The organism is Halomonas colorata, assembly GCF_014897985.1.
GTDB classification, from domain to species: Bacteria; Pseudomonadota; Gammaproteobacteria; order Pseudomonadales; family Halomonadaceae; genus Vreelandella; species Vreelandella colorata.
Genome location: NZ_JABUZA010000033.1, coordinates 20436 through 43310 on the forward strand (window position 1 = coordinate 20436; position 22875 = coordinate 43310).

Annotated in this window: 8 protein-coding genes; 5 read left to right on the plus strand and 3 right to left on the minus strand. The window is 52.8% G+C overall.

Annotated elements, in window-relative coordinates:
* Window positions 1-23: 23 nt before the first annotated feature.
* From INT33_RS15210 to INT33_RS15220, 3 genes are all read right to left on the minus strand, one after another.
* Entirely contained in the window at window positions 24-434 is a 411-nt protein-coding gene (locus INT33_RS15210; protein WP_193068187.1) for a hypothetical protein, read from the minus strand.
* Between the two features lie 59 nt (window positions 435-493).
* Window positions 494-748 (minus strand): hypothetical protein, encoded by a 255-nt coding sequence (locus INT33_RS15215; protein WP_319643936.1) that lies wholly within the window; start codon window positions 746-748, stop codon window positions 494-496.
* 165 nt (window positions 749-913) lie between these two features.
* Window positions 914-1858 (minus strand): IS5 family transposase, encoded by a 945-nt coding sequence (locus INT33_RS15220; protein ID WP_193068189.1) that lies wholly within the window; start codon window positions 1856-1858, stop codon window positions 914-916.
* A gap of 1135 nt (window positions 1859-2993) precedes the next feature.
* Here INT33_RS15220 and INT33_RS15225 point away from each other — a divergent pair.
* The 5 genes from INT33_RS15225 to INT33_RS15245 are packed head-to-tail and all read left to right on the plus strand — an operon-like array spanning window position 2994 to window position 22865.
* Window positions 2994-14390 carry a non-ribosomal peptide synthetase gene (locus tag INT33_RS15225; protein ID WP_193060400.1) on the plus strand — a complete coding sequence of 3799 codons (11397 nt, stop codon included), beginning with the start codon at window positions 2994-2996 and terminating at the stop codon, window positions 14388-14390.
* Entirely contained in the window at window positions 14387-19924 is a 5538-nt protein-coding gene (locus INT33_RS15230) for a non-ribosomal peptide synthetase (RefSeq protein ID WP_193060399.1), read from the plus strand. The genes INT33_RS15225 and INT33_RS15230 overlap by 4 nt, the downstream gene beginning before the upstream one ends.
* Window positions 19917-20978 carry an NAD-dependent epimerase/dehydratase family protein gene (locus tag INT33_RS15235; RefSeq protein WP_193060398.1) on the plus strand — a complete coding sequence of 354 codons (1062 nt, stop codon included), beginning with the start codon at window positions 19917-19919 and terminating at the stop codon, window positions 20976-20978. Before INT33_RS15230 ends, INT33_RS15235 begins: the two co-directional genes overlap by 8 nt.
* Window positions 20975-22132 carry a Gfo/Idh/MocA family oxidoreductase gene (locus INT33_RS15240; RefSeq protein WP_193060397.1) on the plus strand — a complete coding sequence of 386 codons (1158 nt, stop codon included), beginning with the start codon at window positions 20975-20977 and terminating at the stop codon, window positions 22130-22132. The genes INT33_RS15235 and INT33_RS15240 overlap by 4 nt, the downstream gene beginning before the upstream one ends.
* A complete protein-coding gene (locus tag INT33_RS15245; RefSeq protein WP_193060396.1) occupies window positions 22125-22865 on the plus strand; it encodes a thioesterase II family protein in 741 nt (246 codons plus the stop codon). The genes INT33_RS15240 and INT33_RS15245 overlap by 8 nt, the downstream gene beginning before the upstream one ends.
* Window positions 22866-22875: the final 10 nt, after the last annotated feature.

The window sequence follows — 22875 nt, forward strand, 5'->3', positions numbered from 1 at the left end:
ACAAGAGGCGTATAACAAAACCCTCAAGCAACGATGACTTTAGCCCGGCGCAACTGGCGGAGTTCTTTTAGCTCCTCCGTCCACTTCTTAATGTCGAGCCGATCATTACTATCAGAATTTTGAGCGAGTTCTGTTTTGTCCTTCAAGAGCCGGTTGTTCTCAATTCGCAGCTTAGACAACTCAATAGCGCAGATCAGCTCAACAATCTTGCTTTCTGTTTGCGCCAAAATGCGCTTCTTAACAGCGTCCTCCTCAGACTCGCAGGATTGGCAACCCTCAAGCTCCGGCGTTGCCGGGCAGATCACACGATCGCTAGTGCCAATCACTCCGTCTGATACCAGATCCACTTGCTCAACCCGAGCAGTCTTTGGATCATCCGTTACCGCAAACCAGCGGCTACCCCAGTATGCACCCTTGACATCCTCACCGGGCATTTGGAAGGAGTCTTACGCGCATGGTGATAACAAACTCCTTTGTCACAGCCCGTGATGGGCTAGATCACCATCAATCGCTCTGAGATGGCGTCAAAATCTACCTCGGGTTCTTCGCCGTAACTCTCACGGATCACGCCATCCTCACCCACCGACACAAAAACGGTTGAACGCATCCCATTGGGCTTAGTGCGAAAAACAACACTGGTATCCTTTCCCTTGAATTCTTTTTTCAGCGTCTCTTTAAGCTCCTCTACACTTCTGAACAAAAGATCATTCCCAAAGTTCTTAATCTTGAGTGGACGAGGTTCGTACACCACTGAAATCTCCTAAGGAGGGTCTGATTAACGCCTGATTTGTCGCTGAATCGCTTTTCAATTCGAAAAAAAGCCGTTCAAACTCGATTTCGGCGTAATTTTTCCCTTTTTTGTTCGTTTTTTGCCCGTTTCCCGCCGTTTTGGCGGAATTCGGGCGCACTGGCCCTACGCCAGCAAGTATTTTTCACCGATCAGTAAATTGGTGAATGCTGCTAGCAAGTGCAACCGGGTACTGTTTTTGGCCAGGCCGCGATAGCGGACTTTGCTGTAGCCAAAGACCTGTTTGATGTAGCGGAATGGGTGTTCCACTTTGGCCCGAGCACTGGCTTTGAGCTTTTCAGCTTTCAACTGACGGTCATCCATTTTCTTGCGAGAGCCAGGACGTTTAGCAATGAACCAGGATACGTTTTTACGATTTTTATGCTCATCGCGCTTTTGAATCCCAAGATAACCAGCATCACCGAACACGCGCTGCTCGTCACCATGAAAAAGGTTACCGGCGGGCACAATGTCGTGGATGTTGGCTGCCGTGGTATCGATGCTGTGGATCAGGCCGAGCGTGTCATCGACGCCGATGTGCATCTTCATGCCGAAGTACCATTGATTGCCTTTTCGGGTCTGGTGCATCTCTGGGTCACGCTTGCCGCTCTCGTTCTTCGTGGAGCTTGGAGCAGAAATGATGGAAGCATCCACAATGCTACCTTCGCGCAGCATCAGACCGTTCTTCTCCAAGTGTTTGTTCACTTCTTTGAACAACACCTTGCCGAGGCCATGGCGTTCAAGGAAATGACGGAACTTGAGAATGGTGGTTTCATCCGGTAAGCGATCCAACTTCAGGCCGGCGAAGTGCCGCATGGATTCAATCTCGTACAGGGCATCTTCCATGGCCGGGTCGCTGAGGTTATAGAACAACTGCATGCAGTGGACTCGCAGCATGGTCGGCAGGGGATACGGTGGCCTGCCAGTCTGGCCCTTGGGATAATAACGAGCGACCTTCTTCTCCAACTGCTTCCACGGAATCAGTTTGTCCATCCGCTCCAGAAAGATCTCGCGGCGAGTCTTGCGCTTTTTGGTCTGGTACTCGGCTTCGGAGAAGGTGATCTGATCCATGGTGGCAACGAATCCTATGCGGTTGACGATGGCCGTATTATCGCTGATTTTGAGACTTAATCAGAGTCTCCCTAAATATTATTTTCTAAAAAAATTGTTTTAAGTGTGCTGTTTTTTTTAAACGGCTTCGTATTTATTTTTTTATTTTTTGTGTTTTCGAGGTTTAATTTTCTTTTTTGTTTGGTTTTTAATGATGAGGCATTTAACGCTTTCTTGCAATTCTCCAGGTGTGAGCGATACGGCCCCGGTTGCTATCCGGATTCGGATGTCATCAGCGCCGCGCGCGGGATTCAAGCTCTTTGTTCGTTTATAAACCGCTTCACGCTCAGCTAATAACTCAGTGTCAGTTGTCCTCGTCGTCCGGGTTCTTTCGAGCCCTTTACCTGCTCTGAACAAGGCGATATGACCGCCCGAAACCCTCCTGACTTGATATGAAACCAGACGACTCTCTCGGGCGATCAGGTAGATTTTCAAGCTCTGATTGTTGTTAACATGATGATTTCAAAGAAAATTAAAGGAATTGCCAAATGATAATGAATATCATTATTGACTATGGAGGCGTAATTTGAAACACTATGTTGCAAACCTGAAGAGCCTGTGGGCAAGTCCTCAGGTCAGCGACATTGCAGGTATTGCCAGCCGCAAGGAAGGGTTTTAGCAGCCTTATATATGGATTTGCGAGCTGGAATGCGATTCATCGGCAAAATTACTCGTTGATCAGGCTTTCTTCGGCTCAGCGCGCAAGGTCGGTTTTAAGAAGGGTTGACATGGCTCTTGAACGGTAATGATTATCATTGCGATCCTTCGCTTGTATCGTTATAGTGGGTCGATATTACACTTCGGTATTTTTTGCTTTGGATATTTTATTTATATAATTTAGTTGAGTTTTTGTTTTTAGGCTATTTTCAAATGTATTGGATAATAGTTTATTTTTATTAGGTTTTCATATTTTTCAGTCTGGAGTTTTTAAGGTTTTTTATTTCTGTGGAGAGTTGGAAGCTATATATTATTTGGTCCATTTTGTTAGTCAGATTTAACTGGGGTTTGGTTTTTGTAAATTAAATAAGCCATGAATTTTAATAAATAATCAAGTGAAAAGTGTGCCGTGAGCAGGCTTTTAGTACGGAGTTATTACATGAAAGACTCTAGGCCAAGTTGGGTTCAGATGACATTGTTGGCGCGGTTTGATGACTGTTCCGATGATGTTGCCATACGCGATTGTACTTCTGACAGACATCAGGAATACCGTTACGGGGAGCTCTCCCGGAAAGTCTTCAGTATTTCTGGTCAGCTTCGTCCGTTTTACGGTGAGCGGGCGTTGCTCTTGTTGCCTGGTGATTCTCAGTTTGTCTTCGGCTTTCTGGCATGTGTTATTTCAGGGGTCACCGCAGTACCGGTTAATCTGCCGGGGGTTCAGCGGCTGCGACGGGTGCGTCTCATGCTGGAGCATATTCTGCAGGACTGTCAGCCTCGGGTGATTCTGGCCTTGTCTTCATCAAAAGCAGAGCTGGAGAGGATGGGCTGGCATCAAAACCGAACGGTGATTTATCTTGATCAAATCGCTGGTAATGCTCCCGGGATCGATCTGAAAGCTATCCGGGCAGCCTCCGGGCCGATTCTGTTGCAGTACTCTTCGGGTTCGACCGGCAAGCCCAAGGCGGTTTGCAATCATGATGACAATATTCACCACCACCACCAGTTGATGACGGGGATGCACCCGACGATCGACCGTATTCATGTCGCAAGCTGGCTGCCTTTTTATCATGATCTGGGGTTGTTCTACGGTCTGCTGTACCCGCTGCTTTCTGGCGGATGTAGCACTTTTATCCGTCCCAGCCAGTTTATTCGGGATCCGTACAGTTGGCTGGCGCTGATTGATCGTTACCGGGCCAATGTCGTGATGGCTCCTGACTTTGCTTATCAGCTGTGTGTAGAGTCGGTTTCCCCGGCACAGGCGGGTCAGTTGGACTTGTCATGCCTGGAAGAAGCTTTGACGGCTGCGGAGCCGATTCGTCCGGCAACCCTTGATGCGTTTTCGGCTCATTTCGCTTCGTCCGGTTTCAGGCCTGATATGTGGATGACGGGATACGGAATGGCGGAAGCAACGCTGGTGGTCTGCTATCAGGCGAAGGGAACAGCGCTGGTCCGTAAGCGTTTTGATGAGAAGCATTTGGCTGCAGGCAGAGCCGTTGAAAGTCCATGCGGCCGGGAGTTGGTCAGTAGTGGGAACTGTATGGGTTCCTGGACGCTGAAAATTGTCGATCCCGATACCCGGATGGTCTGCGAAGACCGGAAAATCGGGGAAGTATGGATCTCCGGAAACTGTATGCCCCAAGGCTACTGGCAGAACCCCGGTTTAACCGACGAGACGTTTCACGCCCGGTTAGCCGATAGTCAGGATAATCGCAATTATCTGCGCACCGGTGATCTGGCTTTTCTCCTTGAAGGCGAGCTGTTTATTTGTGGCCGAGAGAAAGATGTCGTCATTGTTGCGGGTGAGAATCATATGCCCAACGATATTGAGGCCAGTATCGAAACGTACTGTGAGTTGGTTAATGTTGGTGGTGCGTGTTTTGTGCAGGATGCGGCAAACGGCAAAATCTACGGGATGTGTGAGGTCCATCGCCATACGCCAGTCGAGACGCTCGAAGCCCTGGCAAGAGAGATTTCAGCTTTAGTGCTTGAGCATCATCAGTTATTGCCCGAACAGTTGATACTGGTTACCAGAGGCGGTTTGAAAAAAACTTCAAGTGGCAAGATTCGCCGCAGTCAGATGCTGGCTGACTGGTACGCAAAACAACTCAAACCACTGTTTGTCTCAGAACCGCAAACTGAACCTCTGGCCGGTCAGTCAAATGAAGCCGGTTTGCAAACGACTGATGACTTTGTCTCCGATTCACTGAAAAAATTACTTGGCGGCGACCGGGTCGACGAGTTCCAGGGCTTTGCCGATATGGGGTTGACCAGTCTGGTAGCAACCCGGTGGTGTGCTCAGTTGGCCAGGTATTATCAGTTATCGTTGTCGCCAACAGTCTTGTTTGCCTATCCGAATCTGAAGTCATTGCGTGCATGGTTGGAATCAAAGACTTCACGACTGCCGTCCACACCGTATACGTATTCAGAACCCCAGCTTCGTCAGGTCGCTGTGGTGGCAATCAGTTGTCGCTTGCCCCAGCAAAAATATGCTGCGTGGTCTACGTACGCCGACTGGCTGGCAAAAGGAGAAAATGCGCTGACTCGGGTGGATTCGTCACTGCGTTCCTTCTCTTTGCCTGTTGGTGCAATTGATGACATCGACAAATTTGATGCTGCTTTTTTTGGCATTACTGCAACAGAAGCCAGGCTTATGGATCCTCAACATCGGTGGCTGCTTGAGTCAAGCTGGCATCTGTTTGAGCAGGCCGGATGGTTCCCTGAGAAACAGAAAGGGCAGGCTTTGGGAGTTTTCATTGGTCAGGGTAGTCAGGATTACAGTGATGCGCTGGCTCAGATGAATGACAGTCAGCATGCCAAAAGTTATTTGGCGACCGGCAATAGCCGGAGTGCCGGCTCTGGAAGAATTGCAAAATTTTTCGGCACCCGTGGACCTGCCATCACTATTGATACTGCTTGTTCGTCATCTCTGGTTGCAGTTGATATGGCTGTGGATTATATCCGCTCTGGAAAAGGGAGGACGGCCATAGCCGGCGGTGTGAACTGCTTGCTTTCCTCTCAGACAGAACTGGCTCTGCAAAATGCAGGGATGCTCTCTCCCAATGGTCGATGTGCAACCTTTAGCCATGATGCTGATGGGTATGCCCGAGCGGAAGGGATGGGGTTGTTACTGTTAAAGGATTATCAGCAGGCGCGGCAGGATGGAGATCCGGTTCTTGCGGTGATTGAAGCTAGCGGAGTTGCTCAGGATGGAGAAAGTAGTAGCCTGACAGCACCGAACCCATTGGCGCAGCAGGCACTGCTTCAGGAGGTCCTCGAGCAAAGCGGGGGGAGCATCGATGATCTTGATGCGATTGAGCTACACGGTACCGGCACCTCTCTTGGGGATCCGATTGAGCTGAGTGCTATAGATGGCGTGTATGGTTGTCGCCAGGAGCCACTGCATTTAACCGCAGCCAAATCGCAGTTCGGTCATCTAGAGTCAGCAGCGGGTGTTGCAGGCGTGATCCGCGCAATCGCCCAGATGCAGCATCAGTGTCTGTTTGGTCACCCGACTTTTGATCGGCCTAATCCGCACCTTCAACCCTGGCTGAGCCGCTATTGCTTCAGCCGGCATAGCCAGCCGAAATGCCTGAAACGAATGGCTGTTAGTGCGATGAGTTTCACCGGAACGCTGGCTCACCTTATCCTGCGTCATGAGCCCGAGCGTGAGCATCCAGTCAAGTCTGCACAGCATCAGGCAGCGGCTATTTGTTATCTGCCATTGGCGGCCGCGGACAGGGATGCTCTCCGACGATACGCCCATCAATGGGCCGAGGTATTAAGTGAGCATCCCGATGAGCGGGGTCAGCTTCTGGATGCATGGTTGTGTCATCGTTCTCATCAGTTGCCGGTACGAGCCTGCATAGCGTATCAGGGGGCAGAGCAACTGATCGCAGCACTATTGGAGTTTTCGGCAGATCCGCAGGCTTCAGCGCCCGATACTTTGGTGGGGCAAACACTGCCTTCCCCCATCCGTGCGTGGGTCGATGGGGCATCGTATGACTGGTCACTATTGGCGGGTCAGCATACTTTTTCCGTAGCAACCCGCATGGCATTACCTCTTTATCCGTTTGCTAAGGAGGCGTATTGGGCCACGTCTGAGCCGGGCTTGTCGCACCCGCTATCGGCGTCAGTCACACTGCTGGCGGACGTTGACCGGGAAGCCTTCTTGCGCCAATGGCTTGCGGATACCTTGATGCTGGATGCTGAAGCTATTGGTGAGGCCGATGATTTAATCGGCATGGGCATTGATTCTCTTCAGATGATGGACCTGGTTGACGAGGCAAAAAAACTGGGAATTTGTCTCGACTTGGCCCGCATGTATGAGTCCCCCACAGTGCAAGACTGGCTGAAGTTGATGCAGGGAAGCAGGACGGAAGGATTCTCCAAAGCGGCAGGCGGGATGCCTCAGGCTAACAGTAGCGAACGGTGGCTTGGTAAACCTTTTGAGTTGACCGGCGTTCAGCAAGCATACTGGCAGGGGCGTAACCGGGATCAGGTCTTGGGGGGGGTTGCCTGCCAGGTCTATCTGGAGCTGAATCAGCCGGAACTCGATGGCGCACGCCTTAATCGTGCACTTGAGGCGCTCACGCTGCGGCACAGTATGCTGCGGTTACGCATGCAGCCGGATGGACGGGGGATCATTACCGATCAGCCGGCGCCTCAAGTGACAGAGCATCAGTGGCAGGACTGCGATGGTCGGCAAGCGCTGGCCAGGCAGATGGCATTGCGTGAACAGTTGCAATCACAGGTGCTCGATTTAGAACAGCAATCAGGGCTGTCGGTTCATGTCAGTCATACAGCCCAAGGCAGTCGGTTACATATCAATATTGATATGGTTATTGCCGATGCGTTGAGCATTCATATCCTGGTGCAGGAAATGGCTCGCTTCTATGCTCAGCCACCACAGGCTGGGTTATTGGAGGCTACGGAACATTTCCCGCGTTATTTACACCACATGGCAACTCGGAATGGCAGTAAGGACGCCCGTCAATACTGGTTGGAGCGAATTCCGGATCTGCCAGGAGCCCCCGCTTTACCGATGGCAAAAAGGCCGGAAGCGATTGCGGTTCCCGTATTTTCTCACCGCGACTGGAGGTTGCCGCAGGCACATTGGCAAGCTCTGAAAGAGACCTGTCGCCATCACCGTGTTACCCCGTCCATGTTACTGGCCGCTTGCTATGCTGAAACGCTTCGTGGCTGGAGTGAACAGCCGGATTTTTGTCTCAATCTGACGATTTTTAACCGTCGTTTCGATGCGTTTGATATTTCAGATATGGTTGCTGATTTTACTACGCTGATGCTGCTGGAATGTCACAGAACGGCTTCTGACACCTTGCTGGATAACGCGCTTGGCCTGAATCAGACATTCATGAGAAATCTGGATCACAGCCAGTATGATGCCGTGCAGGTACTCAAGGAAATGTCACGCCAGCATGGGGCGCAAGTGACAATGCCGGTAGTGTTTACCAGCAATCTGGGCCATGATTTTCTTGAGGGCAGCGCGCTGGGAACCCTGGACTATATTGTGTCTCAGACCCCTCAGGTGTGGATTGACTGTCAGGTTATGGAGCAGCATGGCGAACTGATTGTCAGCTGGGACACGGTAGATGACCTCTTTCCGCCACAGATGCTCGATCAGATGTTTGGCTTTATGGGAGCGCTGATTTTCTCCTTGTCGGAAGATTCGGCCCGATTGCATCAGCCCGTCGAGCATTATCTGAATCCGCAGCAGCAGCAACTTCGTGAGCAGCGTAACCGGCAGGAATTGGTGGAATTCCAGCCGCGGACCTTGCACGGACGATTTTTTGATCGGGCACGACGCTGTCCCGATAACATTGCCGTGATCGATGAGAACGGATCGCTGACATACCGCCAATTGGCAGCGCAGTCCGAATCGCTGGCAGATCAGCTCTTCGAGCGGGGAGTGTGTGTCGGTGACCGGGTTGCGATCTTATTGCCGAAAAGCCGGTCTCAGGTCGTTGCTGTACTGGCAACTCACTTGCTCGGAGCGGCTTACGTCCCTTTAGATGTTGAACAGCCGCTTCCCCGGTTAAAGCAGATAATCGATCAGGCGAGCCCTCGTTGTATCGTGGTCGATGAGCAGGGTCAGGAATTGCTGTCCGGGCTGGGTGGTATTACGCCAGAATCTCTAGTCAGTGTCGAAGTGCTGGTTCATCCCGGAGCGCCAGGGAAACCGGATTCCTCCCCGCGTCTGTGGCCACGATTTTTGCCCACACAGCATGCCTATATTATATACACCTCGGGCTCAACCGGAATACCGAAAGGGGTGGTCGCGACCCACCAGGCAGCGGCGAATACAATCGACGATATTAATGCCCGTATTCAGATGCGTGTCAGTGACCGGGTTTTTGCGCTGTCTGCGCTGAACTTTGACTTGTCAGTCTTTGATATTTTCGCGCCGCTTTCGGTGGGCGCTGCACTGGTGATGCCTAATTCAATGCAGCTCCGGGAAGCCAGAACCTGGTTGCAGGCCATGGAGCAGCATCAGGTCACCGTCTGGAACTCGGTCCCGGCAATGTTCGATATGTTGCTGATCGCTGCCGAACGTACCGATGCCCGGATTTTGCCGGGCTCACTGCGACAAGTGCTGTTATCCGGAGACTGGGTTGGTCTGGATCTCCATCCGCGTCTGAAAGCTTTGAGTACACAAACTCGTATAGCCGCGTTGGGTGGCGCGACAGAAGCCGCGATCTGGTCGAACTGGTTCGATATTGAGACTGTGCATCCCGAATGGAAAAGTGTCCCTTACGGATATTCCCTCAGCCATCAGTATTACCGGGTGATGGATGAAAGTCGCCGGGATTGTCCGGATTGGGTTGCCGGTGAACTATGGATCGGTGGTGAAGGGGTTGCTGTCGGGTATTTCAATGATCCACAGAAAACCGCTGATCAGTTTGTGATTCATGAAGGGAAAAAATATTACCGTACTGGTGATATGGGACGCTTCTGGCCCGAGGGCATCATTGAGTTCATCGGGAGGCGCGATAATCAGGTCAAAATCCGGGGTTACCGTATCGAGTTGGGAGAAATCGAGCATGTAGCTGCTCAATATCCCGGAGTTAAGCGGGCCGTTGCACTGGTCACCGAACAGTCGGGTCAGCAGATACAACTGATGGTACAGACAGATACCTCGGTAACGGATACATCGTTTGTCCGAGCCAGGGGGGGCGAAGCGGCATTGGCCGCTTCGCGGTTGTCACCGATGCAGTGGTTGACGCTGGAAGATGCCGGGGGAACAGAGGTTGAAATTACGGCCTACATTGCCGATCGGATCCTCCGGCAGCTTTTGGATCGCAGCGGTCAGGTGACGCCGTGTTCTCTGGATGCTGACGAATGGTGTGCTGCACTGTCTGTGGCTGATTCGTACCGGGTTGTGATTGAGGCGTGGCTGAAGTTGTTGGTTCAGACCCGGCGATGGCAGCAACAGGCAATGCAGTTTACCCCGACAGAAACTTTTGTTGAGTTGGCCGACAGGTTGCCGGTTGATGAGGTCGCGCCCTCATACCAGGGACTACTGACGGCACTGGAAAACCGGGTGGACTGGTATGCCGGTTTGCTACAGGGACAGGTCGGTGCGCTAGAACTGCTGGATGACCCGGACCTGACACCTGAAGTGCTGGTTTTGAACCATCCGGAGTTGCCTCAGGTGATCTCGTATCTATGTACGTCAATCACCCAATTATCCGCGCAATTGGGCCGGCCGGTGAATGTTGTTGAACTCAATGGCCGTGAAGGGCGACTGGCAGGTGCGATACTGAGCCACTGCGATCCGGAGCATGTCCGTTACCGGGTCACTGAAAGTGCTGCATCCATGCGAGAGAAAGCTGTCTTCCGGCTGGCGGGGTTTGGTGAGCATGTCCAGGTGCTGCCGCTCTCTGCATGTGAGCCTCTGGCTGCGGATGTAGTGATTAGCAACAACGCTTTGCACCGGTTTGCCAATATCAATCATGGCATTGATTCGTTGGCCGGCTTACTGGCTCCAGGCGGGCATTTTATGGTGCTGGAAACCCAACATTTAAGTCCGTTAGCCTGGCTGACGGTTTGTTTGTTGCAGCCAGAGTTGTTCTCGGGGCAGGCCGGAGCGTTTGAAGATAGCCGAGAGGGCGATTGTACACCGCTTCTGAATGCTCAGGATTGGGAAATAGGTCTGGCCTATTCATCGCTGGAGACTGAGCTGTGTGTCAGCAGTCATCGAGGTGATTTAGTGCTCTTGTCTGGCCGTCAGTCCGGTGAGGTTCTTGTTGAAGATACCCGGCAACTGGAAAGCTGGCTGGCACAGCATTTACCTGCCTATATGGTACCGAAGCGGGTTACTCTGTGTGAATCGATCCCGCTGACGGCGAATGGTAAAGTCGATCGAAAACAACTCCTCGCACAGGTGCAGCCGACCATCGAAGCTGTCGCTGCGAATGGAGAAGCCTGCCAGACGGAGAACGAATCTCTGGTTGCAGACATTTGGCATTCTGTGCTGGGTGTTAATGTCGACCGTCACAGCAATTTCTTCCAGCTCGGAGGCGACAGTCTGCACGCGACACGAATTGTGGCCGCGCTGGATGAAGCCGGTATCAGGGATGTCAGGCTGGCAGATCTGTTCAACCGCCCGGTATTGCAGGAGTTTGCCCGCCATCTGAAACGGGATGAGTCTGAGAATAGACCCGCATTTGAGTTGCTGCATCATCAGCAGGAGCTGTATCAGCCGTTTGTTCTGACGGATGTTCAGCAGGCGTACATTACCGGTCGCCAGGAAGGGCTGGTCATGGGCGGCGTCGGAACCCATTTCTACTCAGAGTTTGAAGATGATCAGCTTGATATCGAACGGTTCAGGCAGGCTCTGATGCGGGTGATTGAGCGTCATCATACCCTGAGAATCGTATTTGATGAGCCGGGCGAACAGCGATTTTTACCCACAGCGCCGCATTGTCCGTTGGATGTCATAACCTGTAAAGATGAAGTTTGGGATGAAACGGTTGCCCGGATGCGGAGCGAGTTATCGCACAAAGTGTTGGATCCGACCCAGTGGCCATTGTTCCATCTGACGGTGATTGTGTCCGATCAGGGCCAGAAGCGTCTTTGTGTTGGTCTGGATAATGCGATTCTCGATGGCCTGAGTATGCGGATTTTCTTTGCTGAACTGGGTATGTGCTATCGCGACCCGGAGGTGACCTTACCTGCGCTGGGTGTGACATTCAAAGACTATCAGGATCAGGTTTATGCCCGGATTTCAGCCGGTGACCAGGAAAAGTCACAGGATTACTGGAGGGCCCGTTTAGCCAATCTACCGGACGCACCGCGGCTGCCGTTGGCGAAAGAGCCAAATCAGCTGAGCAGGCCTCGGTTTGTCCGCCGTAAGTCGGTTCTTCCTCGAGAACAGTGGCAGAAACTGACTGACAAAGCACGCGGGCTGGGGGTTACGCCGTCCTGTCTGCTGCTGAACAGCTACGCCAGTGTGCTGGCCAGTTGGTCTGAAAACCCAGCGCTGAGCATCAATGTCACATTGTTTGATCGTAGGCAGGTTCATGCTGATATTCACCACATTATGGGTGATTTTACTTCACTGCTGTTACTTGAAACGGTGCAGCATGAAAGCGAATCCTGGCTAGCAGCTACCCAGCGGTTACAACAACGGTTATGGCAGGACCTGGAGCACGCAGATGTTTCAGCGGTATGGGTGCTGCGCCAGTTGGCAGAGTTGAGGCAGGTCAGTGATGTCAGTATGCCGGTGGTCTTCACCAGTGCGCTTGGTGCCGATACGGCTCTGGATGAAAGTTCGCTCCTGAGTCCGGCCAATACGGTATGGGGTGTTTCGCAGACACCTCAGGTGTGGATTGATCACCAGGTCTATGAGCATGACGGTGCGTTGCACTTTAACTGGGATGTCGTCGAATCTTTGTTCCCGGAGGGAATGATCGATGCCATGTTCACCGCCTATTGTACTTTGTTGACGCATTTGACTGACCACGACTGGCATCAGCCCTGTGTGATCGGACTGCCGCCGCAACAGCATGCTGCGCGCGAGCGGGTGAACCAAACCCATGGTGAGCTTCCCGGGCATGCTATGCATGAAGCCGTCTATCAGCAGATGCTGTCCCGCCCCGATCAGGTGGCGGTGGTTCTGGATGCGCATTCCGTCAGCTATGGCGCATTGCATCAGTGGGTCAGCCAGGCTGCCTCCGTGCTTGAAAAGGAAGGCGTTCGAGCGGGTGAATGTGTCGGGGTGATGTTACCCCGCTCTGTTGAGCAAGTCGTTGCTGTACTTGCGATTCAGTGGATTGGCGCTGCTTATGTCCCGATTGCGGCGGACTGGCCGGAATCTCGGGTTGCATCGGTGTTGAATCAAGCCGGGATCAGCCGGGTGATCGTCCGATTGTCGTGCTTACTTCCTGGGGATGCACGTGCTGTGGTGATCCCTGAATATTCGTCGCAGTCGGCTCACTTACTGGCTCCGGTTCCCCGTCATGCCGATGATCTGGCCTATGTCATCTTTACCTCTGGCAGTACCGGAGAACCCAAAGGGGTAGCGATTACCCATGGGGCGGCGATGAACACGATTCTGGCGATCAACCACCAACACCAGGTTAGCAGTCAGGATGCGGTATTGGCGCTGTCGGCGCTGTATTTTGATCTGTCGGTCTACGATATCTTCGGGCTACTGTCTGCAGGGGGGAAAGTGGTCCTGATCCGGGATGAAGAGAGCCGGGATGTGGCTGTCTGGCTGAGGCTCTTGCAACAACATCAGGTCTCTTTGTGGAATACCGTTCCTGCTCTGATGGATATGCTTTTATTGCGGGCGACGCAGCAGGATCTGGAATCGTTACGTTGTGTGATGCTGTCTGGAGACTGGATTCCTCTGGCACTGCCCGACAGACTGAAAGCGTGTAATCCGCAGGTCAAACTGGTTTCCATGGGTGGCGCGACCGAAGCGTCGATTTGGTCAAACTACTGGCTGGTGGAATCTGTTGACCCTGCGTGGAAATCTATCCCATACGGGTTTCCGTTGCAGAATCAGAAGTTCAGGGTCGTGAATGAATGCGGCAATGACTGCCCTGACTGGGTGAGTGGAGAGCTCTGGATCGGAGGAGAGGGGGTCGCACTCGGTTATATCGGGAATGAGGTCTTAACCGGGAAGCAGTTCTGCCAGTTTCAGGGAGAGCGCTGGTACCGAACCGGAGATTCGGGCCGTTACTGGCCGGACGGAAGGTTGGAGTTTCTGGGACGCCGGGATCAACAGGTGAAAATTGCCGGGTTGCGGATTGAACTCGATGAAATCAGTCAGGCGCTTCGTTGTTGTCCTCAGGTGGAAGATGCTCTGGTCATGGTCGAGCCGCATGCAAGTCGCCCCCGAATTCATGCTTATTTGCTGGCGTCAGCATCACTGGATTTTGTTGAAGTCGAGCAGACGTTGAGACGTTACTTGCCGCCTTACGCGATGCCGGACGGATATGCGGTGCTGAGCCAGTGGCCGCTGACAGCTAACGGGAAAATCGATCGTAAACAGTTGAGCAATATGAAACTCCTTGAATTGCAGTCGACGGAGTTTGTGGCGGCAACGACCCCGGAGCAGTGCCTGTTGACCGAAGCTCTGGCCGAGATACTGGGCCGTTCGGAACCGATGAGTATCCACGACAATTTCTTTGCCATTGGCGGTGACTCTTTTGCTGCTATTCAACTGACGGCCTGGCTGGAGAAACAGCACCAGATCAAGCTGCCACTGCAAAGCGTATTTAATCTGCAGACCATTGGCCGGCTTGCCCAGGAGATTGCAATACCCGATCAGAAAACACCCCGATTCGAATATGAGGAAGGATCGATATGATATCAGAGACAGTCAGGGTAACGCCGCTTGCTTTATTGCAACAGTTAGAGGCTCAGAATGCCGAGTTCTGGCTGGAAGACGGAGCGCTCAGGTTCAGGGCTCCTCAGGGGATAATCAATCCGGAAATCACCGCTCAACTGAAAGCATGCAAACCAGAATTGATCGCTTTGCTGAAAGAGCGGGAGCTGGGGCTGAAGCTGACACCGGCCAGTGATCCCCAGGACAGGTACCAGCCATTTGCCATCAGTGATGTTCAGGCCGCTTATCTGATTGGGCGGCAGAATATTTTTGAGTATGGGGGCACTGGTTGTCATGGCTATTTCGAAATTGAATTTGGAAAGCTCGATCACAAGGCGTTAAGCCGGGCGTGGAACAGGCTGATCGAACGGCACGATATGCTAAGAGCTATTGTGATGGGTGATGGACAGCAGAAAATTTTACCGCAGGTTCCTCAATTTAACATCGGTTACCGACAGGGCTCAGAAGCGCGCTTCGCCTACCGTGAGGCCATGTCTCACCGGGTTTATCACACCGAAACCTGGCCATTGTTTGACTTGGCGGTATCGTCGTCGGATGGCGTGTCGTATCTGCATTTCAGTATCGATTTGTTGGTGGCTGACTTTCTCAGTATTCAGATTGTCCTGTCAGAATTGCTGCATCTCTATCACCATCCGGATTTGGTGTTACCTCCCCTGTCACTGAGCTTTAAAGATGTCATTGAGTACGAGAGACGGCAGAAATTGACGGTGAAATACGGTCGGGCCCGTCAGTACTGGCATGAACGTATAGATGAGCTGCCATCCTGCCCGGCCCTGCCACGGGCCGGGGCGAGCATTGATACGGCTATGACAGTCGAAACCAGGGATCGTGCGTCTGATAGAGCGCCGGGGTTCACCCGCTATGAAGCTATTTTTTCCCCGGCTGAGTGGCAGGCGCTTGAGTCGCAGTGTCAGCAACAGGGAGTAACACCTTCCTCATTGCTGATGACCCTTTATAGCGAAGTGATTGCCCGCTGGTCTGATAGTCAGCATTTTTGTCTCAATCTGACAGTGATGAATCGTGAACCGATGCATCCTGATCTCATGCGTATGGTTGGTGACTTTACCAGCGTTAACCTGTTGGAAGTCGATTTACGTGAGCGCAGGCCATTGGCAGAACAGGTGAGGATACAACAGAACCAGTTGTGGCAGGACCTGGAACATAAAGTATTCAGTGGAATCGAAGTCGTTCGCGAACTGGCTCGAAAACATGGGGCAGAGTATGCGCGAATGCCGGTGGTGTTCACCAGCGCACTGGTCGGTAACCAGCGTGAACAGGTTTCGCAGACCATGTCTCATTACGATATGGGTCTGGAAATGGTCTTTGGCATCAGCCAGACCCCGCAAGTCTGGATCGACTGCCAACTGATGACTCGTGATCAGCGTCTGTGTGTGAACTGGGATGTTCTGGATGGTATTTTCCCTCCTCACATGATCGAATCGATGTTTGCTGCATTTGAAAATGCTATCCGTAATGTACTTGTAGAGGGCGAAACCGCCTGGCGGAATCCGGTCGGGATTCCGTTGCCGCAGCGACAGCAAGAAACACGCCGGCAGGTAAATGACACGCAGCATCCGATGCCAGATGTCATGTTGCATCAATTGGTATTGCAGCAGGCGATAGAGACCCCTGATGCGATAGCACTGAAGACGCCACAGCGTCAGCTGACGTATCGGGAGCTGGTTGCTGAAGCGCAGCAACTGGCTACTCGTCTGCCCCGCAGTCAACGAGTGGCCGTTGCCATGGAAAAGAGTGCGCAGCAGGTTGTCGCGACACTCGCCATTTTGCTGGCCGATGGGGTTTATCTGCCTCTGGATATTAGCCAGCCGATGGCACGTATCGGTCAGATCCTGTCCAATGCTCAGGTTGATCTGGTGTTGACCGACCATGAGGAGCTTGCCTGCCGCTTCACGGAAGACGGTTTTAATGCCATGAACATTCTCTCCGAAGGCGGGCTTGCTGACGGTGAACAAATTCAACCGGTCAATGTCTCGTCAACGACAGAGCGTCTGGCCTACATTATTTATACCTCTGGTAGTACAGGCACACCCAAAGGGGTGATGGTGAGTCATCGGGCTGCCGTTAATACTGTGCTGGATATCAATCGCCGTTTCCAGATTACCGGACAGGATGTGGTATTGGGGCTGGCGAAGTTAAGTTTTGACTTGTCTGTTTACGACATCTTCGGCACCTTGGCCTGCGGCGCGACGCTGGTCCTGCCAACGGAAGATGCACTGAAAAACCCGGCGCTTTGGGCCCGGCTGATTCAGACCCATAAGATCACCGTATGGAACTCCGTCCCGGCACAAATGAATATGCTTACCCGCTATTTGGCGGATGAAGCTTGTGATACAGACCATTCACTGCGGATAGTGATGATGTCCGGAGACTGGATTCCTGTCGATTTGCCGCAAGAAATTGCCCGCAACTATCCGGCCGCGGCCATATTTAGTCTGGGCGGGGCGACGGAAGCCGCAATATGGTCCATTTTCTATCCTGTTGATCCGAAAGCTTGCTATGGCACCTCAATCCCTTACGGCCGCCCGCTGGCAAATCAAGTGTTTATGGTCCGTGACGCTCACGGGCGTCCTTGTCCGGACTGGGTTGCCGGTGAATTATGTATCGGCGGGGTTGGAGTGGCTCTGGGTTACTGGCAGGATCAAGAGAAGACTCAGCATCATTTCTTTTCTGATGAAGAGAGCGGTCTGCGCTGGTATCGCACTGGTGACCGGGGTTATTACCGGGATGATGGTGTGCTGGTATTTGTCGGTCGTAATGATCACCAGATTAAAATTCGCGGTCACCGAATTGAACTGGGAGAGATCGAATCGGCGCTGGAACAGCAACCGAGTGTTTCGCAGGCGGTGGTGATTGCCCGAGGTGAAAAGCACCAGCGCTATCTGCAGGCGTATGTGCAGCCCGGCGTTGCGGCGCAGCCGGATCAGTTTCAACAATTGTCCGGCCAGTTCAGCCAGACTCGGCAGCACCTTGACGAACTGGCCGGCCGCATTCGTCAGGCAACAGACCTGGCAGCTGTTGAAGATTTTGTCTGTCACCTGGATCAGGTTGCACTCCTGCACATGAATCAGGCGCTTCAGGAAAGTGGCGGGTTGGCGCAGGGAGAGTCAAAAACCTTACCTCAAGTAATGTCTGAGGGGAACTATGCGGCGCGCCATGAGCCTTTGCTCAGTCGCTGGATGATGGCTTTGCAGGCACACGGGCTGGCGACTCAGACGCGGGGGCGTTATCGGCTTACCCGAGGCGTAGACGCTGCAGAAATCGAGCGTTGTTGGCAGGGTTGTTATCAGGCGCTTGAACGGCTTGGCGGGGATAAAGGTCTGGTCGGCTACCTGGAGCGGAGCAGTCAGTGCCTGCCGGAACTGCTTCGGGACACTGCAGACCCTCTGGATCTGTTGTTCCCGGAAGGGAATCTGGATGTTGCAACAGCCGCCTATCAGAACAATCTGCTCAGCGTCATGATGAATAGAATGTTGGTTACGGCGACATTGGAGAAAGTTGCGCATCTTGGAGAAGTGCAACGTCCGATCCGTATTCTGGAAATCGGTGCCGGTGTCGGGGGAACCAGTAATGAGCTGATCCCGGCGCTGGCGGGTAAACCGGTCGAATATACTTTTACCGACGTCTCGCCGTTTTTCCTCAATGCAGCCAGAGAGCGTTATGAGGACTATGACTTCATTCGCTATCGACTGTATGACTTCAATCGACCAGCGCTGGCACAGGGTCTGGACTGTGGTCAGTTCGATATAATTGTGTCCTCGAATGTGCTGCACAATGCGGTGGTAGCCCGTGAGGGACTGCATCACCTGCGTGAACTACTGTCTCCTGGTGGCTGGTTGCTGGTTATTGAAGCGACCCGCGACAATTATCAGCTGATGACTTCGATGGAATTCAAACACGGCCTGACAGAACATCAGGATGAGCGTTTGGAACTGAACTCGCCATTTATGCCGCAGGAGCGTTGGTTACAGGCGATACGGGATGTTGGCGGTGATTGCGTGTATGCCTTTCCGGATCCGCGGGAGGTGCTGCATCAGCTCGGACAGAGTTTCATGATGGCGCAGTTTAATAGCGGTAAGGCGCGCTGCGATAAAGCCGTGCTGACCGAAATGCTGGCGACCCGATTACCTGAACACATGCTGCCGGGGCAGTTGGCGATCATGGGCAGCCTGCCGTTGACGGCCAACGGGAAACTGGACCGCAGTGTTCTACCCGAAATAATGGTGGAAGAGCATGAAAGCACACTGAAAACGACAGAACAGCTGGATTCTTTGGCGCTGACGTTGCTGACGACCTGCCGGGAAATTATTGGCAATCCGGCTATGTCTGCCAGTGATGACTTTTTCAGTGCCGGTGGGGATTCTCTGCTGATTACACAATGGGTCAGCCGGATCAGGAAAGAGTTGGGTGAAGATCGGGTTCCATGGGAAGGTACTTTGCGCCAGGTATTGCTTACACCGACAGTGCTTGCACTGGCCGAGTTCTTACGTCAGCAGACTGCGATGGGAAATGCCTCGGACTCCGATGCAACGCAAAAACCCTCACTGCAGTCTCCCATGCAACTGCTGAAAGCGGGATCGGGAGATCCGGTGATAGTCATTCATGATGGCAGCGGAACCGTGATGCCTTGCCTTAACTTGATCGAACAGCTGAAAGCGCCGGTCTACGGTGTCAGTGTGACGGATCATCAGCATTATCTGGCCCTGCCGCAAGAGACGCTGATTGTCGATCTTGCGTATCAGTATAAAACGCTGATTGCGGAGCAGCTGGATCTAGAGCAATGCCACATTTTTGGTTTCTGTATGGGCGGTCTGATCGCCTTTGAACTGGTAAGGCAGTGTCTGGATGAGGGGATAACTGTCAGTTCGCTGACCATTGCCAGTAGTTATCAGATCCCTTATCTAGTCAATGACCCTATGATGACCGATTTGGCGCTGGCTAAAGAACTTGGTCTAGGAAACCCGTGGCCAGAACTTGAACTGGCAGAACTGGAGGAAACGTATCTGGCCGTTCTTGAGGATAAACCTTCGGCGGTTTGTCCTGCTGATGTAGTGGCTTGTGCCGGGCGGCTAGGTTATACAAAACTCGCGGAATCTTATCTGCCATACGCACAGTCTCCGGAGCATGAGCGGGTTGGGATGTTGCAACGTCTGCTTGAACAGCACCCGGAACCAGGCATGCGTAACTGGGATATTCGCAGTATGTACCCGGTGTTCCATCATAGTGTTCAGGCAGTGTCCCATTATCAGCCGGCTTTCTATTGCGGTGATCTGACATTTGCATGTCAGCAAGAGCCGACTTATCTGTTGCCGACGCTGAAAACCGACATGCTTGCCTTCTGGCAGGAGTTCGGCTTGGGGGAAATCGCGCACATCCCGCTGAGTGGTGATCATTTTACCTGTATGCAACATGGAGCGGTCGAACCTCTGGCTGAGGCTCTGAATCAGCGTGCAGCATGTGAGGTGCCACATGGCTGAAATTGCAGTTTTTGGTGGCATGGGTGAAGTCGGGAGCTATGTGGTTGAAGCGCTCAGAGCTTTGGGATATCACCCTGCGATTATCGGGCGCCAGCCTCGCCCCGAGGTAGCGAATTATCAACGGGCGGATCTGTTTGATGCCCGGCGGGTTGAGGAAATCTGCGCTTCCCACGATATGGTGATCAACGCTGCGGGTCCGGCGGCGGTGATTCGGGATCACGTCGCACGGATCGCCCTTCTGAAGGGGGTTCCCTACGTTGATGTAGGGGGTGAAGAAGATGTATTTACCTCTCTTGCTGAAAGACAGGGTCAGGCTTCATCCCCTTGTGTTTTGGGGGCCGGGTTTGTTCCTGGCTTCAGTTCGCTGCTGGCATACCTTGTCCGGAAGAAAATGCAGCGTGTGGATAAATTTGAACTGTATGTCGGTGGTATCGAAGTTTTCACCCCCACCTCCGCGAAAGATTTTCTTGCCAGCCTGAGTCAAAGGGAATCTTACAGCGGTTGTGGTGTGGTCGGTGGCCGGATCACTCGAATTGCCACCAGAGAAGGGGTGGCGCCGATACCAGGAGCCCCGGTCTTCTCGGCTTTACCTTATCTGAGTGCGGAACATCAGAGAGTCGCGCGGTCATTGTCATTCGATCACTATCGGGCCTATAACCTGATCGCCGATAAGCACTTGGTGCTTGCGGATCAGGGAGATCCGTCTGGCCGTTTGAATGCGCTGGTGGCGGCCAGTGAAGCGCTTACATCTCAGCATGGAACGCAACAGTACTGTGTGGTGCATGCCCGGGGCTGGCTGGCTGATCAGCCGGTCCGGTTTGAGCTGAACTGCCGGTTCGATAACGGCTACCGACTGACGGGCTGGGTGGCAGCCGTGACAGCCGACCAGTTGATCCGACGGAGCCGCCGGCAGCGCCCGAGCCTATGCTGGCTATCTGAAGCTGTCGAGATTGAATCCTTGCTGGAGCAACTGTCGCAGGCGAATCTTTTCCGTCATTGGGAAATGTCATTGACCCCGGATGAAGAGGTCGTGTTTGAGGAGGGAGTTTTATGACGACGAGACCTGTAAGCCAGGCGTCCACTAAAACCTATCGGGTGATTGTTTGCGGAACGTTATTCGGTCAGGTCTATCTGTCGGCCTTTCAGCGACATTTTCCTCAGTTTGAACTGTCGGGTATCCTCGCTCGTGGAAGTGAACGATCACAACTCCTGGCCGACCGGTACGGGGTTCCCCTGTATCAGAACGTAGAGCAGTTACCGGATGATATCGACATTGCCTGTGTGGTGGTGCGATCAGCCATTGTAGGCGGGCAGGGAAGTGAGCTTGCTACCTCGTTGCTGGCGCGGGGAATTCACGTCTTGCAGGAACACCCGGTTTACGAAAAAGATGTGGTGGAATGTCTAAAGCTGGCCAGAGAAAAGGGTTGCCAGTATCAGATTAATACCCATTATCCGACGGTGCCGGCAGTTCAGCATTTCATTGATTATTGTCAGGCCGCGAAGCAGAGCCAGCAACCCTTGTTTATTGAAGCCACCTGTGGTGTTCAGGTCATTTGTGGATTGCTGGATATACTCTCCCGTGCGCTGGGATGTGTTGCTCCCTATGAATTCTATGCCAGCCCCAGACTCCCTGCCTCCTTGCACCGTAAGGCCCGCTGTACGCCGCCGTACCAAGTGGTTCAAGGAATCTTTGCCGGGGTTCCGCTGACACTCAAGATCCAGAATCAGCTCGACCCGAATGATCCGGATAATCACTTTCATATCATGCATCGCATCACGATAGGTCTGCCAAGCGGGAACCTGATGCTAGTGAACACGCACGGTCCGGTGTTGTGGAACCGGACCTTCTATATCCCCCGCCATGAAACCCGGCAAGGTGTGCGGGAACTCGTCGACAAGCAGCAGGCTGGTGATTTTTATACGCCACCGCTCTGCGAAGTCATCTATCAGGGTAGCGCTTCACTGGAAGAAATTCTGGAGCGGCACTGGTCACAGGCGATTCGCAGTGCACTGCGTCAGTTTGCCTCCCAGATTGAGCAACCTTCGCCTAAAACTGCCCAGAGCCTTTTATCCCAAGCTGCAGTCTGGAAATCGCTGATGAGCTGTGTCGGGAATCCTGAAGTCATTCAGGCAGCCGCACCGGTCCGGACTCAGCCGGATATTCAGCAATGGTTAACGGCCTACGACCAAGGAGGGCAGTATGCATAAGCAACTGAGACTGGTTAAACCTGGAACGAGACGCCAGTTGATCTGTTTTCATTTTGCTGGCGGTAACGCCGAATATTTTCTGCCCTGGAAAAATCATCTTGATGCACAGACTGCGGTTTATGCGGTGCAACTGCCAGGTCGCGGTCAGAGGCTGGCGGAAGGGCTGAAGACCTGCCTACACCAGTGTGCGGATGAGGTGGTCGGCAGTTTGGCGATGTTACCTCAGCGGCCTACGTTTTTCTTTGGACACAGTATGGGGGCCACCCTGGCATTTGAAACGGCGCTACGGTGGGAAAAACGCGGCCAGTCACTGGAGCACTTATTTATTTCCGGTCGTATGCCTCCTGATCAGAACAGTGGAACGGATTACTACCGCCGAAGTGATCAGGAGTTGATTGAGAAGGTCTCAGCATTGGGTGGTACGGCATCAGATGTATTTGCGTGTCAGGCTTTAAGAGAGTTAGTGATGCCAATCTTGAGAGCAGATTTCGAGGCAATAGAAACCTATCAGCGCCGGAATTTCGACACGCTTTCCTGTCCGGTGAGTGCACTGTTGGGGCGGCGAGATACCGAGGTTAGGTCTGATGAAATTTGTCGTTGGGCTGAGGTGACGAGCGGGAGATTCGAGTTTCAGGGTTTTCAAGGTGGGCACTTTTATTTAAATGAGAAGAGTCATCATTTTTTTCAATATCTGAAAAATAAGATATCTGAATATGATAAGTGCGTTTATTGAGGCGGGATTT